15 protein-coding genes are annotated in these 15,083 nt (G+C 72.3%); 6 read left to right on the forward strand and 9 right to left on the reverse strand.

Annotated elements, in window-relative coordinates; all coding sequences use genetic code 11:
• Window positions 1-108 precede the first annotated feature (108 nt).
• The 4 genes from AB0J86_RS37845 to AB0J86_RS37860 form a co-directional block, all read right to left on the reverse strand.
• Window positions 109-822, reverse strand: coding sequence for a hypothetical protein (locus AB0J86_RS37845; RefSeq protein ID WP_363863420.1), 714 nt, complete (start codon window positions 820-822; stop codon window positions 109-111).
• 228 nt (window positions 823-1,050) lie between these two features.
• Window positions 1,051-2,139: a hypothetical protein gene (locus AB0J86_RS37850; protein ID WP_363863423.1), complete on the reverse strand. Its 1,089-nt coding sequence runs from the start codon at window positions 2,137-2,139 to the stop codon at window positions 1,051-1,053.
• Window positions 2,136-3,509, reverse strand: a complete 1,374-nt coding sequence (locus AB0J86_RS37855) for an MFS transporter (protein WP_363863495.1) — start codon at window positions 3,507-3,509, stop codon at window positions 2,136-2,138. The genes AB0J86_RS37850 and AB0J86_RS37855 overlap by 4 nt, the downstream gene beginning before the upstream one ends.
• Entirely contained in the window at window positions 3,509-4,378 is an 870-nt protein-coding gene (locus AB0J86_RS37860; RefSeq protein ID WP_363863426.1) for an alkaline phosphatase family protein, read from the reverse strand. The genes AB0J86_RS37855 and AB0J86_RS37860 overlap by 1 nt, the downstream gene beginning before the upstream one ends.
• 361 nt (window positions 4,379-4,739) lie before the next feature.
• Here AB0J86_RS37860 and AB0J86_RS37865 point away from each other — a divergent pair, with 361 nt between their 5' ends.
• On the forward strand, window positions 4,740-5,363 hold the full coding sequence (locus AB0J86_RS37865; RefSeq protein WP_363863429.1) for a hypothetical protein: 624 nt from the start codon (window positions 4,740-4,742) through the stop codon (window positions 5,361-5,363).
• A 115-nt stretch (window positions 5,364-5,478) separates the two neighbouring features.
• Here AB0J86_RS37865 and AB0J86_RS37870 read toward each other — a convergent pair whose 3' ends face one another.
• The 4 genes from AB0J86_RS37870 to AB0J86_RS37885 form a co-directional block, all read right to left on the reverse strand.
• Window positions 5,479-6,021: a dihydrofolate reductase family protein gene (locus AB0J86_RS37870; protein ID WP_363863432.1), complete on the reverse strand. Its 543-nt coding sequence runs from the start codon at window positions 6,019-6,021 to the stop codon at window positions 5,479-5,481.
• Between the two features lie 97 nt (window positions 6,022-6,118).
• Entirely contained in the window at window positions 6,119-7,192 is a 1,074-nt protein-coding gene (locus tag AB0J86_RS37875; RefSeq protein WP_363863435.1) for an RNA polymerase subunit sigma-70, read from the reverse strand.
• Between the two features lie 26 nt (window positions 7,193-7,218).
• Window positions 7,219-7,872: an HAD family phosphatase gene (locus AB0J86_RS37880; RefSeq protein WP_363863438.1), complete on the reverse strand. Its 654-nt coding sequence runs from the start codon at window positions 7,870-7,872 to the stop codon at window positions 7,219-7,221.
• 23 nt (window positions 7,873-7,895) lie between these two features.
• Window positions 7,896-8,918: a Ku protein gene (locus AB0J86_RS37885; RefSeq protein ID WP_363863441.1), complete on the reverse strand. Its 1,023-nt coding sequence runs from the start codon at window positions 8,916-8,918 to the stop codon at window positions 7,896-7,898.
• 88 nt (window positions 8,919-9,006) lie between these two features.
• Here AB0J86_RS37885 and ligD (AB0J86_RS37890) point away from each other — a divergent pair, with 88 nt between their 5' ends.
• The 3 genes from ligD (AB0J86_RS37890) (at window position 9,007) to AB0J86_RS37900 (ending at window position 12,077) form a co-directional block, all read left to right on the forward strand.
• Window positions 9,007-9,948 (forward strand): non-homologous end-joining DNA ligase, encoded by a 942-nt coding sequence (gene ligD, locus AB0J86_RS37890; protein WP_363863444.1) that lies wholly within the window; start codon window positions 9,007-9,009, stop codon window positions 9,946-9,948.
• On the forward strand, window positions 9,938-10,852 hold the full coding sequence (gene ligD, locus AB0J86_RS37895; protein ID WP_363863446.1) for a non-homologous end-joining DNA ligase: 915 nt from the start codon (window positions 9,938-9,940) through the stop codon (window positions 10,850-10,852). Before ligD (AB0J86_RS37890) ends, ligD (AB0J86_RS37895) begins: the two co-directional genes overlap by 11 nt.
• A 313-nt stretch (window positions 10,853-11,165) precedes the next feature.
• Window positions 11,166-12,077 carry a helix-turn-helix transcriptional regulator gene (locus tag AB0J86_RS37900; protein ID WP_363863449.1) on the forward strand — a complete coding sequence of 304 codons (912 nt, stop codon included), beginning with the start codon at window positions 11,166-11,168 and terminating at the stop codon, window positions 12,075-12,077.
• Here AB0J86_RS37900 and AB0J86_RS37905 read toward each other — a convergent pair.
• On the reverse strand, window positions 12,020-13,699 hold the full coding sequence (locus AB0J86_RS37905) for a DNA repair helicase XPB (RefSeq protein ID WP_363863452.1): 1,680 nt from the start codon (window positions 13,697-13,699) through the stop codon (window positions 12,020-12,022). The genes AB0J86_RS37900 and AB0J86_RS37905 overlap by 58 nt on opposite strands.
• A gap of 158 nt (window positions 13,700-13,857) precedes the next feature.
• On the opposite strand from AB0J86_RS37905, the gene AB0J86_RS37910 reads away from it, so the two are divergent.
• Both AB0J86_RS37910 and AB0J86_RS37915 read left to right on the forward strand, forming a co-directional pair.
• Window positions 13,858-14,721, forward strand: a complete 864-nt coding sequence (locus AB0J86_RS37910) for a L,D-transpeptidase family protein (RefSeq protein ID WP_363863455.1) — start codon at window positions 13,858-13,860, stop codon at window positions 14,719-14,721.
• Window positions 14,722-14,834: 113 nt separating this feature from the next.
• On the forward strand, window positions 14,835-15,071 hold the full coding sequence (locus AB0J86_RS37915; protein ID WP_363863458.1) for a hypothetical protein: 237 nt from the start codon (window positions 14,835-14,837) through the stop codon (window positions 15,069-15,071).
• Window positions 15,072-15,083: the final 12 nt, after the last annotated feature.

Raw genomic sequence — 15,083 nt, forward strand, 5'->3', positions numbered from 1 at the left:
GCCGCGGCCCCCCCGCCCCGGGCGCGGCCCGCCCCCCCCCCCCCGCGCGCCCCCCCCCCCCGGGGCCCGGGCCCCCCCCCCCCCCGGGCCGTGCCGCGGACCGCTCGGTCAGGACGGGCAGACCTTGAAGGTGGTGTCCGCCGAGTCGGCGGCATTCTTCTTGTAGACCTTCACCGAGGCGTCGACGGTGAGGCAGGCGTTGTTGTATTCGGCGCCGTCGAACTTGATCTCCTTGTTGCTGTTCGACTGCCGGTAGGACGCCGCTTTGTTCAGGTGCTGCGTGACGTTCTGGGCCACCGTCACCTGGTTGCAGTTGACCGTCGGAGCGACCGCCACCGCCCAGGGAAAGCCGACCGAGATGCCGGGGTTGAAGGTGCAGTTCGACGTGTACCAGCGCTGGCTCAGGTCGGCCCGGTTCAGCTTCACCGACTTGCGGGCCCCCTGGCACTTCGGCCCCGAGAACGAGGACACGGTCATGGTCGGGTTGACGACCTTCCGGCCCGAGTAGACCGTCCAGGTGCTGCCCTTCAAGGTGCTCCTCTTGCTCTTCTCGTATTCCAGGGTCCCGTAGAGCGTGATCCGGACGCACGTCTTGACCTTGGGGTCGTTGGCGTAAACAGTCTTGCTGACGTTGAACTTCTTCCGGTGCAGGCTGGAGGCGTTCTTCGCGGCCGTTTCGCTCGCCGACTGGTTCGTGGCCGACGACTTGGTCGCGGTGGTGGCCGGCTTCGCCTGCGCCGCGAGCGCGCTGGCCGCGACCGCCGCGACGATGACTCCGAGACCCACCATGAGCAGGGACCGCTGACCCCGAATGCGCTTCATCTTCATACCTCGATCAGGATTGGATTGGCTGTGCGGAAAGACGCGTCGAACTGTCTGCTAGCCATTCCAGGAAAATCGAGGTGAACCACCCGGCTCAATGCCCGGAGGCGGTCGGGACAGATCCGTCCAGGCGTCCCGTTCCGCCAACCCGAGGCGGCCGCGTCGGGCATTGAGCCGGGCGCGGCCGGGTCCGTCGAGCGCCGGTCGGGTGCGTCGAGCGCGGCCGGGTCAGTCGAGCGCGGCCGGGGATTCCGCGTCCGGTACGAGCAGGCGGGGCGCGCCCGACCCGTCGGCCGGTACCGCCCAGACGTCGGCGTGCCCGCCGTCGCGCCGCAGCCCGTACGCGACGGTGTGGTCGTCCAGCCAGATCGCCTGGTCGTCGACGCTGCGCGACTCGGCCAACTCGGTCCGCCGCCCGGTCGCGAGCGCCATGGTCGCCAGCCGCCAGCCGCGTCCCGGGTCGCCGCCGACCGCCGACTTGAACACGATCCGGCCGCCGTCCGGTGATAGGGACGGGCACTCGACGTTCTCCGCCAGGGTCCGTACCGTACGGGCCGCGAAGTCGCCCTCCACGAGGTAGCGCCGCCCGGCGGTGGACATCGTCGCGTAGAACCGGTTGTCGTCGGCCGTGAACGTGACGCCCCAGAAGTTGAGGTCGGCCGCCCGGTACGGCCGCCCGTCCCGGGTCACCGCGAACTCCTCCAGGCTGCCCGCCAGATTCCCGGTCCGGGTGTCCAGGATGCCGGCCCGGGTGGAAAACTGCCCGCCGTTGTACGAGTCGCCGGTGACGAAGACGGTCCAGGCGACCATCCGGCCGCTCGGCGAGACCCGGGCCCGGTTCGGCACGCCGACCAGGGGGATCGAGCGGCGTACCGCGAGGTCCGCGTCGAGGACCGCGACCTGGAAGGTGCTCAGGGCCCCGTCCGGACGCAGGCACACGCCGGTGCCGCCGGCGGCGTGGAAGCGTGCGCAGTCCAGGGCCGCGACCGTACGGGACGGCACCGGACCGGCCGGCGGGGAGGCGGGACCGGACGGGACGGGACCCGACGGGACGGCACCCGGCGGGACAGCATCGGACGGGACAGCACCAGACGGGACAGCACCCGAGGGCAGCGGCAGCGCGGCCAGGTGCCCGGCCGAGCCGGCGGCGGTGCTGCGGAAGACCAGTTCGGGCCCGTCGGCGAGGCTGACCCGCCCGGCCGCGACCGGCGCTCCGGCGCCGCCGCGAGCCCCCGCGAGGCGGACGTAGCCGACCGCGACGCCGCCGAGGAGCACGGTTGCGGCCAGCGCGACCAGTAGTTTCCGCGCCGTGGTCACGCCGGCACCCCCGTACGGTCGGGCCGAGGCCCGCCCGGTCCGCCCGCACCACCGCCCGGCCCGCCCGGGTCACCGCCGGACCCGCCCGGGCCACCGCCGGGTCCGCCCGGGTCGGCGTCCGGTCCGGCGGTGACACCGGGCAGCCGCAGCAGGAGCGCGGCGAGGGCCAGCGCCGCCACCGCGACGCAGCCGGCCGCGATCCGGGTGGCCGCCGCGGGACCCCAGTGCTGCCAGGCGAGTCCGAAGAGGACGGAGGAGCCGAGGTACGCGAGCGCCTGGGCGGTCTGCACGAGGGCGAGGCCGGTGGTGCGCAGCCGCGCGGGAAGCAGGGGCCCGACCAGCGCCATCAGCACGCCGTCGGTACCGGCGTAGAAGAGTCCGTAGAGGGCGAGCGCGAGGACGACCAGCGGCCAGCCGCCCAGCGGCCCGAAGAGCAGCAGGTAGACGGCGGCCAGGGCGGCGTAGCCGCCGAGCAGCACCGGCAGCCGGCCGATCCGGTCGGCGAGCGCGCCCAGCGGCGCGGCGAGGAGCAGGTACGCCAGGCTGGTGCCGACCGCGAGCAGGGGGAACCAGCCGACCGCCAACTCCTCGCGCCGCTGCAGCAGCAGGTAGACGAAGCCGTCGCCGATGGTGGCGAAGCCGAGCAACAGCGCGGCGAGGGTGATCCGCCGCACCGCGGGGTCGCCCAGCAGCCCGAGCACCGCGCGCGGGGAGACCGCGGTCGCCGGGCGCGGGTCGCGGTGGTCGCGGACGAAGAGCACGAGCAGCAGTACGCCGAGCGCGGCGACGCAGAAGCTGGTGACGAAGACGGCGTCGAAGGCGTTTCCGGCGGTGGCCAGGACCCCGAGCGCGACCAGCGGGCCGAGGAACGCGCCCGCGCTGTCCATCGCCCGGTGCAGCCCGAATGCCCGCCCGAGCAGGTGGGGCGGGGCGGAGAGGGTGATCAGGGCGTCCCGGGGCGCGGTGCGCAGCCCCTTGCCGGTGCGGTCGGCGGCGATCATCAGGCCCAGTCCGGCGGCCGAGCCGCCCACCGCCAGCAGGCCGAGCTTGGCCACGGCGGAGAGGGCGTACCCGGCCCCGGCGACGGCCTTGCGCCGGTTCACCCGGTCCGCGAGGTAGCCGCCGACCAGCCGGAGTACGGCGGTGGCCCCGGTGTAGACGCCGTCGACGACGCCGTACGCGGCCGGCCCGAGGTGCAGGCCGAGCACCAGGTACACGGGGAGGACCGCGGTGACCATCTCGGCGGAGACGTCGGTGACGAGGCTGACCGCCCCGAGCGCGAGCACGTTCGCCCCGACCAGGCGCCACGCCCGCCGGCGGGAGCCGCCCGCGGACGTGGTGCCGGTGGTGCCGACGGTGGCGAGGTACATCACTGCCAGACGTTGGTGATCGGGCTGGTGTTGGCCGCGCTGCCGATGCCCGGCAGGCCGTACGCGGCCTCGATGGTGCGCAGGACGGTGTAGTGGTTGATCTGGTTCGAGTAGGTGCCGACCGCCACGTGCTGGCCGACGAAGGTGGTGAAGATCTGGTTGACCGAGCTGCCGCTGTCCTCGTCGAAGGTGACCACGAGCAGGCTGTTGTGGGTCTTGGCCCACTGCGCGTACCCGTCGAGCTTGCTCTTCAGCCAGCTGTTGCCGGTGCTGATCGAGCAGTCGTGCATGTCGTTGCACATGTTCGGGCTGACGAAGGCGACCGTGGGCAGCTTGGTGTAGTCGGTCGGGAAGCTCGCGAAGGTCAGGTTGCTGGCGGCCGGTACGTTGTCGAAGTTGACCCAGCCGTTGTGCTTGCGCCGGTACTCGCCGCTGGAGCAGCCGGTGTACCCGTTGGACGGCATCGACTCGGAGTAGCCCTTGAAGCTGCGGCCGGCGTCGATGAGCTGCCGGCCGAGGTTGGCCTTGCCGGTGAAGTTCTTCGGACAGTCGTCGTTGGTGACGCCCTGCGTCGAGCCGGAGAAGAGCGCGATGTAGTTGGGCTGGCTCGGGTGGGTCACCCCGAAGGACTGGGTGAACTTCGCGCCCTGCGACGCGAGCGAGTTGAAGTACGCGGCGTTGGACGAGCCGTTGATCTCCGAGTACTTCTTGTTCTCGAACATCACCAGCACGATGTGGTCGAACTGCGGTACGGCGCTGGCCGCCAGCGCGACCTGCCCCGACTGTGTGGACTGGTGCTGAGTCAGCACCACCGTCGCCGCGACCGCCACGAGCGCGGCCGCGGCGGTGGCTAGCCGCCTGATCGACATGGTTCCTCCCGGTCTGTCCGACGCGCCCCCCGAGTGGGGGGTTGGCGCCGGTTCAGGTTCGGACCGGGTTGCGGATGATCAATGCACGTTCCGGGGCCGGCAGTTGTTCCGATCATGAACACTTGGTGCCCCGCGTACCCGCGCGTCGCGGAACAGGCCGGCGGGACGGTGCGGGACGCCGACGGCGGGGCGACGTGCGGTGGGACGGGACGCCGGCGGCGGGACGCGGTGTCCGGGACCGTACCGGCCGGCACGACGCCTTGAGGGACACCGTCGCCGTCGGTTGGCTGTAGGTCGCTGGCGGCGCCCCGGGGGCTGCGCAGGTCGCCAGGACCCATCCGGATCACACGAAGGAACAGCGATGAAGAAGCGCCTGGTGCAGCTGATTTCTCTCCTCCTGGGAGTGGGGGTGGCGGCCGGCGGTGTGGCCGTCCTGACCGGCGCCGCGCAGGCCGGCACCCACCGCTCGAAGTCGTACAACGTCACGAAGACCCTCAACACCGACCTCGGCGCCTGCGTCAAGGTCAGCCTCTACGGAAAGCTGGAGTGGGACGTCAAGTCGAGCTACAGCAAGTACGTCGGACAGAGCTACGTCTACAACCGCACGCTGGTGAATCCGGTCATGACGGTCAAGGCGCTGGGCGGCACCAAGTGCCGGAGCTCGAAGAAGCTGACCGAGGTGACGATGACCCAGCGGTGGTACAACCACACCTGCTCGATCACCCCGAACATCTCGGTGGCGTACCCGCCGTTCGCCGTCGGTGCCGCACCCACCATCAACTGCGGTAACGTCACCGTCGCCAGCCGCGAGAGCAGCTCCTCGGCGAGTGCCGCCTCCTACAAGCAGTCCAACAGCGGGCGGCCGGTGCGGTTCGCCGAGACGGCCACCTACAAGAACGCGTGCATGAACGTCGACGCGTACGTGACGGCCGGGATCAAGAACCGCAACGACAGCATCAAGACCAGCTTCAAGATCTGCCCCTAGCCAGCAGCGCGGGCGCCGGTATCGTTCACCGGTTCGCGGCGGGAGGGTGTGGCGGTCGCGCGGCGGGACCGCCACACCCTTTCCGCTGTCCGGACCACTCGCGGGTCCGCGACGCCTACCGCGCGACGCGGAACCAGAGGTGCGTGGAGCGTGCCGCCTCGACCACGCCGAGCCGCTCCAACCGGACGTCCGCGCCGCCCGGCTGCGCGAAGAGCGGGACGCCGTCACCGAGCAGCACCGGGGCGATCAGCACCAGGATCTCGTCGAGCACGCCCGCCGCCAGACACTGCCGGGCGACGCTGGCGCCGAGGACGTTGACGTACCGGTCACCGGCGGCGGCGCCGGCCGCGGCGACCGCGCTGGCCAGGTCGCCGACGAAGGAGACGTCCGGCACCGGGGCGGCCGGCGGCCGGTGGGTCAGGACGAACTGCGGTCCCGTCCAGCCCCCGCCGAACGGCTTGCCCTCCCGGGGCGTACCCCGGTGGGGGTCGTCGCCGCCGAAGGTGCGGTTGCCCACCAGGAGCGCGCCGATGCGGCCGATCAGGTCCTCGACCGCCGGGTCGGGCCCGAGATGCGGGGTCAGCCAGGACATGTCGCCGCCCGGCCCGGCGATGAAGCCGTCGAGCGACATGGTCACCGAGTACAGGAACTTCGCCACGGGTACTACCTCCGTCAGGATCGCCTCGCGGATCCGGAGGGGCCTTTCGGGTACGCCCCTCCCTGGTTCCCGTTGAGACGGCGGGCGCCCCGAAAACTCATCGGTGCGCCGGTGGCAGCGCCTCGGGCAGGCCGAACGCCGGGAAGAGGTGCGGGGAGTGGAAGGCGGTCGCCTCGACCACCCGGTCGTCCTCGATCCGCAGTACGGAGATCGCGAAGGGTCGGTACACCGGGTCGTCCGGTCGGGCCACGTCCACGTAGGCGGCGGCCGCCGGCCGTCCGTTCGCCCGGGTCGGCAGCGTGCGGAACCGTCCCACGTACGCCGGTGAGCCGGGGTCCCAGCTCTCCGCGAACGCGGCGAGGACCGTCTCCCGCCCCTGGAACCACAGCGGCCAGGGCGGCATCGCCGTACGGACCTCCTCGGCCAGCAGTTCGGCCATGGCGGCCAGGTCGGCCCGCTCCAGCGCGTCGAGGTACCGCCGCAGCACCGCCCGCTCCCGTCCGGTGGCCTCCGCCGTCCGCGCCCAGTCCAGGCGCCGACCGGGCAGCCGCTCGCGCAGGGTGGCCCGGGCCCGCTGCAGGGCGCTGTTCACCGACGCCACGCTCGACTCCAGCAGGGTCGCGGTCTGCTTCGCCGGCCAGCCCAGCACGTCGTGCAGGATCAGCGCGGCCCGCTGCCGGGGCGGCAGGTGCTGCAACGCCACCAGGAAGGCCAGTTCCAGGGTTTCCCGGGCGACCGCCGCCGCCTCCGGCTCGGCGGCGCCCGGCGCGGCCGGTTCGCCCTGCGGGTCGGGCTCGGCGAGCCGGTCCGGAAACGGTTGCAACCAGGCGATGTCGGTACGGGGTGACTGCGATCCGGGGGCCGACGCGGGGGCGAGCTGCTGCGGCAGTACCCGGCGGGGCCGCCCGGCGAGGGCGTCGAGGCAGGCGTTCGTCGCGATCCGGTACAACCAGGCCCGGAACGTCGAGCGGGCGCGGAAGCCGCCGAGCCCCTTCCAGGCGCGCAGGAAGGTCTCCTGCACCAGGTCCTCCGACTCGTCGAACGAGCCGAGCATCCGGTAGCAGTGCACCCGCAGCTCCCGCCGGTGCCGCTCGGTGAGCAGCGTGAACGCGTCGCCGTCGCCCGCCCGCGCGGCGGCCACGAGGGCCCCCTCGTCGTCCGTCTCCGGCACTCGCCCTCCGTCCCGGCCGCCCGCCGTCAGTCGAGCGAGCGGATCGTCTGCTCGGTCAGCGCCCCGATCGACGGCAGGACCAGCGCGGCCCGCTCGCGCGCGTCCGGGTCGATCGGGTACGAGGCGTGCGGTACCGCCACCACCCGGGTCCCGGCCGCGGCGGCCGAACGTATCCCGTTGGACGAGTCCTCGATCGCGACGCAGCGGGCCGGGTCGGCGCCGAGCCGCTCCGCCACGGTCAGGTACACGTCGGGCGCCGGCTTGCCCCGCGCGACCCGCTCGGTGCTGAGCGTGAACCGGAACGCGCCGGTCAGTCCGGTCGCCGCCAGGGCCGCCTCGATCAGCCGGGGCGGCGAGGAACTGGCCAGCCCCAGGGGCCAGTTCACGGCGAGCCGGCGGACCACGTCGTCCGCGCCGTCGACGAGCGGTACGTGCGCCCGGTACCGCTCGGTCATCTCGGTGACCACGTCCTCGGCGACCCGCTCGGGCGAGCGGTCGACGCCGAGCTCCTCGCTGAGGTAGCGCGCCCACTCGCCGGTGCTCATGCCCATCAGCCGGCGCTGGCTGTCCGGCTGCCACCGGCCGCCGCGCTTGGCGACGTACCCCCGGCGCACCTCCTCCCAGACCGGCTCGGAGTCGACGATCACGCCGTCCAGGTCGAAGATCACTGCGTCGATCACGGAACCATCCTGCCGGATCGGCGTCAGGCGGTCTTGCGGGCGGCCTTCTTGGCCGCCTTCTTGGGTGCGGCCTTGCCCGCCGCCTTCTTCTCCGCCTGGGCGGTCTTCTTCGCGCCGCCGCCCGACTTGGCGGCGGTCTTCCTGGGCGCGGCCTTCTTCTCGGCGGCCTTCTTCTCGGCCGGCGTCGCCTTCTTCGTCGCCTTCGCGGCCTTCTGGGCGGACTTCGCCGAGGAGATCGGGGTCGGCCGACCGCCCGACGGCTCCTCGCCCCGGGCGGCCCGGGCCCGATCCACCGACGCCTTCAACGCGGCCATCAGGTCGACCGCCGCGGCCGGCGCCTCCTCCACCTCCTCCGGCTGGACCACCTCGCGCCCCTCCACCTTGGCGTCGATGATCTCCTGGAGGGCGGCCCGGTAGTCGTCGGTGAAGACGTCCGGCTCGAAGTCCCCCGCCATCGAGTCGATCAGCGAGCTGGCCATGGCGAGCTCCGGCGGGCGGACCTTGATGTCCTCGTCCAGGAAGCCGAAGTCGGGCTGCCGGATCTCGTCGGGCCAGAGCATGGTGTTGAGCAGCAGCACGCCCTCGCGTACCCGCAGCGTGGCGAGCTGTTCCCGCTGCCGCAGCGCCACCTTGACGATCGCCACCCGCTCCGAGTCGAGCAGCGCGTCACGCAGCAGCACGTACGGCTTGGTCGCCGCCCCGTCCGGCTCCAGGTAGTACGCGCGGTTGTAGAGGATCGGATCGACCTGCTCGGCCGGTACGAACTCCAGCACGTCGATGGCGTGCGAGGTGGTCAGCGGCAGCTCGGCGAAGTCCTCGTCGGTGAGGACCACCATCTCGCCGCCGCCGATGTCGTACCCCTTGGCGATGTCGTCGTAGCTGACCTCTTCGCCGTCGATCGAGCAGGTGCGCTTGTACCGGATCCGCCCGCCGTCGGTGCGGTGTACCTGGTGGAAGCGGATGTCCTTCTCCTCCGTGGCGGAGTAGAGCCGGACCGCGATCGAGACCAGGCCGAACGAGACGGCCCCCCGCCAGATTGCCCGCATCCCCGCTCCTTCCTGTCCCCGTATCGACCAGGATTCCATCTGATCGAAGCACGGACGAGCGTTTCCTGCTGGATCTAGGCTGGTGGGCGTGCCCGGCGCGCCGCTCAAGCCGATGCTCGCGATCACCGCCGAGCTGCCCTCGGGCCCCGACTGGGGGTACGAGTTCAAGTGGGACGGCGTTCGTGCGATCGCCGACGTCCGGGGAGGGTCGACCCGGCTCTGGGCCCGGTCGGGGGTCGAGATCACCACCGCCTATCCGGAGCTGGGCGCGTTGGGCGAGCGGCTGGACGACGTGCTGTTCGACGGCGAGGTGGTGGTGTTGAGCGGGGCCGGGATCCCCTCGTTCACGGCGCTGGCCGAGCGGATGCACGTACGGGAGAAGGGGCGGGCGGCGCGGCTGGCGGCGAGCATGCCGGTGACCTACATGATCTTCGACGTGCTCCGGTTGCGCGGGGCCGACCTGACCCGGTGGACGTACCGCGAGCGGCGGCTGACCCTGGACGAGTTGGAGTTGGCCGGTCCCCGCTGGGCGGTGCCGCCCGTCTTCCCGGACGGCCGGGCCACGTACGAGGCGGCCGGCGAGCACGGCCTGGAGGGGGTGGTGGCGAAGCGGCTCACCTCCACGTACCAGCCCGGTGTGCGCTCGCCCGACTGGGTGAAGGTCAAACTTGAGGTGACCGCCGACTTCGTGGTGGGCGGTTGGCGCCCCGGGGCCCGCAAGATCGGCGGGCTGCTGGTCGGCGTGCCGGGGCCGGACGGACTCCTCGTCTATCGGGGGCGGGTGGGCGGCGGGATCGGCGCGGCGACCGAGCGGGAGCTGTTGGGGCTGCTGGAGCCGCTGCGGGCGGAGCGGTCCCCGTTCGCCCCTGGGGTGCCGCGGGAGGATGCGCGCGGCGCGATCTGGGTAAGACCCGAGATCGTGGTGGAGGTCAAGTACGGCCAGCGCACGCCGGACGGGCGGCTGCGGTTCCCGAGGCTGCGCCGGCTGCGCCCGGACAAGGCCCCGGCGGAGGTGGACGATGCCGGCTGACCGGATCCGGGTCGAGGTGGAGGACCGGGCGCTGGAGCTGTCCAACCTGGACAAGGTGCTCTACCCGGAGGCGGGTTTCACCAAGGGCGAGGTGATCGACTACTACACCCGGGTCGCGCCGGTGCTGCTGCCGCACCTGCGGGACCGGCCGCTGACCCGGATCCGGTATCCGAACGGGGTCGACGGGCCGTTTTTCTTCGAGAAGAACGCCCCGGCCAGCACCCCAGACTGGGTACGCCTGGAGCGGCTGCCCGCGCCGGGGTCGAGCAAGGGGCGGGAGATGCTCGACTACGTGGTCGCCGACGACCTGCCGACGCTGGTCTGGCTGGCGAACCTCGCCGCGCTGGAGCTGCACACGCCGCAGTGGCGGGTGGGGGAGCACCCGGACATGCTGGTGGTGGACCTCGACCCGGGCGCGCCGGCCGGGCTGCCGGAGTGTTGCGGCGTCGCGATCCGCATGCGGGACCGGCTAGCCGAGGACGGCATCGCCAGCTACCCGAAGACCTCCGGCAAGAAGGGCATGCAGCTCTGCTGCCCGATCGCGGGCGGCCAGCCGGCCGAGGTGGTCTCCGCGTACGCCAAGCGGGTGGCGGAGGAGTTGGAGCGGGCCGAACCCAAGGGGATCACCTCGAAGATGGCGAAGCGGCTGCGGCCCGGCAAGGTCTTCATCGACTGGAGCCAGAACAGCGCCGCCAAGACGACGGTGACCCCCTACTCGCTGCGGGCGCAGGCATCGCCCACCGTCTCGACGCCGCTGACCTGGGCGGAGGTGGAGGCCGCGGTCTCGACCCGGCGGCGGCGCCCGGTACGCCAGTGCACCGCCGCCGAGGCGCTGGCCCGGGTCGAGAAGCACGGCGACCTGATGGCCGACCTGCTCGCGGGCGGGCCCGAGGTGCCGACCTGAGGGCTGGGCGGACCTGAGGGCCGCGGTGCCGACCTGAGGGCTGGGGCGCCCCGGCCTCCCGACGCGGCGCGCGCCTCGGACCCGAGCCCGCCTCGGACCCGGGGCGGGCGGGGGCGGGCGTGTCGTCGGCGAAAACCAAGTCTCTTCGTCGGCTCCACAACACACCCGTAGTGGCCACAACGAATGTGATGTGAAGGCGTCGGCGAAAGTTACTTTTCCGGGCTGTGCACAGGGTTATCCACAGCACGTCGAGTTATCCACAGGTCGGCGTCGTCCGGTGGTCCGGGGCGCGGACGCTCCGGAGGATGGGGACATGCCCGACACTCGCCCCGGCCTGGCCCGTCGGGTGGGTCGCCTGTTGCGGGCCGAGCGGGAGGCGGCGGGGCTCAGCCAGGAGGCGCTGGCGGCGCGGGTCGGCCTCACGCAGCAGCAGGTCTCCCGCTTCGAGCACGGGGGCATCGAACCGACCACCGGCCTGATCGAGCGGCTCTTCGACGGGCTCGGCCAGCAGTTGCGGCTCGACGTGGAGGCCCGGGACGCCGACCTCGACGCGTCGATCGACGCGGCACTGGCCGAGTTCGCCGCCGCCGAACTCGCTGCCCAGCGCCGACGCGCCGAGGAAGACGGCGGGGGAGAGGGCGGAGAAGACGACGAGGAAGGCGACGAGAGCTTCGGGACCGACACGGCCACGCTGCTGCTCCGCGACCTCGACGTGTTGCTGCGGCGGGCGCCCGAGCTGGCGTACCTGATCGACGGTGAGCTGGCGGCGGCGCTGCAGCGGGTCCCGCTGCGGCCGACTCGGATCGAGGTCGCCGTGGCCGGTGACGACCTGCCCGCGCTGGCGGACTGGATCGAGAGCATCCCGAACTGCCTGCGCTGGGTGGAACGGTGGCGGGACTTCAGCGGCTACGACCGCAGCCCGTTGCGCCCGGGCCCGCTGCGGTGGATGACGCCGTTCGGGGAGTTGCGGGCCCGCCTGCTGCCCCGGCTGCCGCCCGCGGTGGTGGTCACCACCGCGGACGGCCATGGCGTGCCGGTCCGGCCGCTGGTCGAGGTGCAACGGGAGGACCCGCACATCGCCCGGGTCATCGCCCGCGCCGCCGCGCGCGGCCTGTTCCAGTCGACGCTGGGCAGGAGAACGGTGGACGGTCCGGCGACGGTGGATGGTCAGTCGACGGTGGGCAGGGACGGCCCGAGCACGTCGTCCGCGTCGACGATCGTGTAGGCGTAGCCCTGCTCGGCGAGGAAGCGCTGCCGGTGGGCGGCGTACTCGGTGTCGATGGTGTCCCGCGAGACCACCGTGTAGAAGTGCGCCTGGCGACCGTCGGCCTTCGGGCGCAGCACCCGGCCCAGCCGCTGGGCCTCCTCCTGCCGCGAACCGAACGTGCCGGAGACCTGGATGGCCACCGTCGCCTCGGGCAGGTCGATGGAGAAGTTGCCCACCTTCGAGATGACCAGGGTGGCCACCTCGCCGGAGCGGAACGCGTCGAAGAGCCGCTCGCGTTCCTTGTTGGTCGTGGAACCCTGCACGATCGGCGCGTCCAGGAACTCGCCGAGCTGGTGCAGCTGGTCGATGTAGCCGCCGATGACCAGCACCTGCTCGCCGCGGTGCCGCTCCACCAGCGCCTTGACCACCGGCAGCTTGGTCCGGGCGGTCGCCGCCATCCGGTAGCGCTCCTCGGCCTCGGCGGTCGCGTACGCCATCCGCTCCGCGTCGGTGAGCGTGACGCGTACCTCCGTGCAGTCGGCCGGGGCGATCCAGCCCTGCGACTCGATGTCCTTCCACGGCGCGTCGTACCGCTTCGGGCCGATCAGCGAGAAGACGTCGCCCTCCCGGCCGTCCTCGCGCACCAGCGTCGCGGTCAGGCCCAGCCGGCGGCGGGCCTGCAGGTCGGCGGTGAAGCGGAAGATCGGCGCGGGCAGCAGGTGCACCTCGTCGTAGATGACCAGGCCCCAGTCGCGGGCCCCGAAGAGGTCGAGATGGGTGAAGGCGCCGCCGCGGCGCGCCGTGAGCACCTGGTACGTCGCGATGGTGACCGGACGGATCTCCTTCCGCTCGCCCGAGTACTCGCCGATCTCCTCCTCGGTCAGCGAGGTGCGGGCGATCAGCTCCCGCTTCCACTGCCGGCCGGCGACCGTGTTGGTGACCAGGATCAGCGTGGTGGCCTTCGCCTCGGCCATCGCCGCCGCCCCGACCAGGGTCTTGCCGGCGCCGCAGGGGAGCACCACCACGCCCGACCCGCCGGCCCAGAACTGCTCGACCGCCTCCCGCTGGTACGACCGCAGCGTCCACGCCGGCCGGCCGTCCTTGCCCGCCTCGGCGAGCTCGATCGGGTGCGCCTCGCCGTCCACGTAACCGGCCAGGTCCTCGGCCGGCCAGCCGAGCTTGAGCAGCGCCTGCTTGAGCCGGCCCCGCTCGGACGGGTGGACGAGGATGCTGTCGTCGTCCAGCTTCGCGCCGAGCATGCCGGCGAGCTTCTTGCTCTTGGCGACCTCGACCAGCACCATCCGGTCCAGGGCGCGCAGCACCAGCCCGTGCGAGGGGTCGTTGACCAGCTGCAACCGGCCGTACCGGTCCATCGTCTCGGCCACGTCGACCAGCAGCGCGTGCGGTACCGGGTAGCGCGAGTAGCGCAGCAGCGAGTCGACCACGCCCTCGGCGTCGTGCCCGGCCGCGCGGGCGTTCCAGAGTCCGAGCGGGGTCAACCGGTACGTGTGCACGTGCTCGGGCGAGCGCTCCAGCTCGGCGAAGGGCGCGATGGCCATCCGGCACGCCTGCGCGTCCGGGTGGTCGACCTCCAGCAGGAGCGTTTTGTCCGATTGCACGATCAACGGTCCACCGCTCACGCCAACGACCTCCCGTCGGAAACCGGTCGCATCCGGCGGCAGCCGGGCGACCCTCCAGTCTTGCACGGCGCATAACGAACCGGAAAAATCTTTCACCGAAAGCAACCGGACCGGCACTCTGATGCGTCTTGCTCAACGACTGCTGCCTGGGAGGGCTGATGATCCGTCCGAGTACCGCCGTCCGCGTCGTCCTGGTGGCAGCCGTCGTACTGGTCGGGGCCGGCGCGTGCACGTTCGATCCGACACCGGACCGGGGCGAATCATCCGTCGCACCGGTCAGCGTGGCGGAGCGGGCATCGGGGGCGAGCGGCACGCCCGGGCCGGATCAGACCCCCACCGTCACCCCGACGACCCCGGCCAGGCCGGCGCGTACCACGCCGACGCCGAGCCGTACCGCGTCCAAGCCGGCCCCGACACCGACGAAGGCCGCCGGGTGTCCCGAGGGCGAGAAGCAGCGCGACGTCGAGACGTACCTGGCCCGGCTCGGCGGATTTGGGACCGTCGCGGTGGACGGCAAGCAGTCGGCGGCCGACTGCGCGGCGATCAAGAAGTTCCAGCGGCGGTACGACATCCGACCCGCCGAGGGGCGGGCCGGCCCCGCCACGGCCGACGTCGCGCGCCGGCTGGCCAGCACCGACACCGCCAAGTGCCACGCCGGTGCGGGTACCACCTTCTGCGTCGACCTCACCCTGCAGACCGTCTGGGCGATGCGCGACGGCAAGGTGATCATGCCGCCCACCGTCACGCGTACCGGAATGCCGGGCTACCGGACGCCGGCCGGCACGTACAAAATCAATTTCCGCAACGTCAAGGAGTGGTCCGACCCGTACGAGGTGTGGCTGCCGTACTGGCAGCACTTCACCCAGGGCATGGGCTTCCACGAGACCACCACGTACCTGCACAACAAGTCGATCGGCTCGCACGGCTGCGTCAACCTGCTCCCCGCCGACGCCCGCAAGCTCTGGTCGCTGGGGAAGGTCGGCACCACCGTCAAGCTCTTCGGCCGCCGCCCCGGCACCTGACCCGGGAAGCCGCCGCGGCACCTGAGCAGGGAAGCCGGTTCGGACACCTGGGCGATCCGGACAGGGAGTGCGACTCTGGTACTCCGGGGACGGGCGCGGCCTGGGGAGGACGGATGACCGTGGAACACGAACCGGGGCCCGAGAACGGAGCGGCCGGCGCGCCGGTCAGCCGGGCCACGGCGATCGGGTACGCCCTGGTCGCCGTGGTCCTGTTCGGCTGGTTCCTCTACGGCTGGCTGGTGCTCCGGCAGGGCTTCGTCGACTCGGTCGGCGAGTCCGCCGGCACCGCCTTCGGGCTGCTGCTCCTCGTCTCCATCGTCGCCACGCTGCGGCAACTGCGGGACGACTGAGCCGAGCGCGGA

This window comes from Micromonospora sp. NPDC049559 (genome assembly GCF_040676675.1).
GTDB lineage: Bacteria > Actinomycetota > Actinomycetes > Mycobacteriales > Micromonosporaceae > JBFAPK01.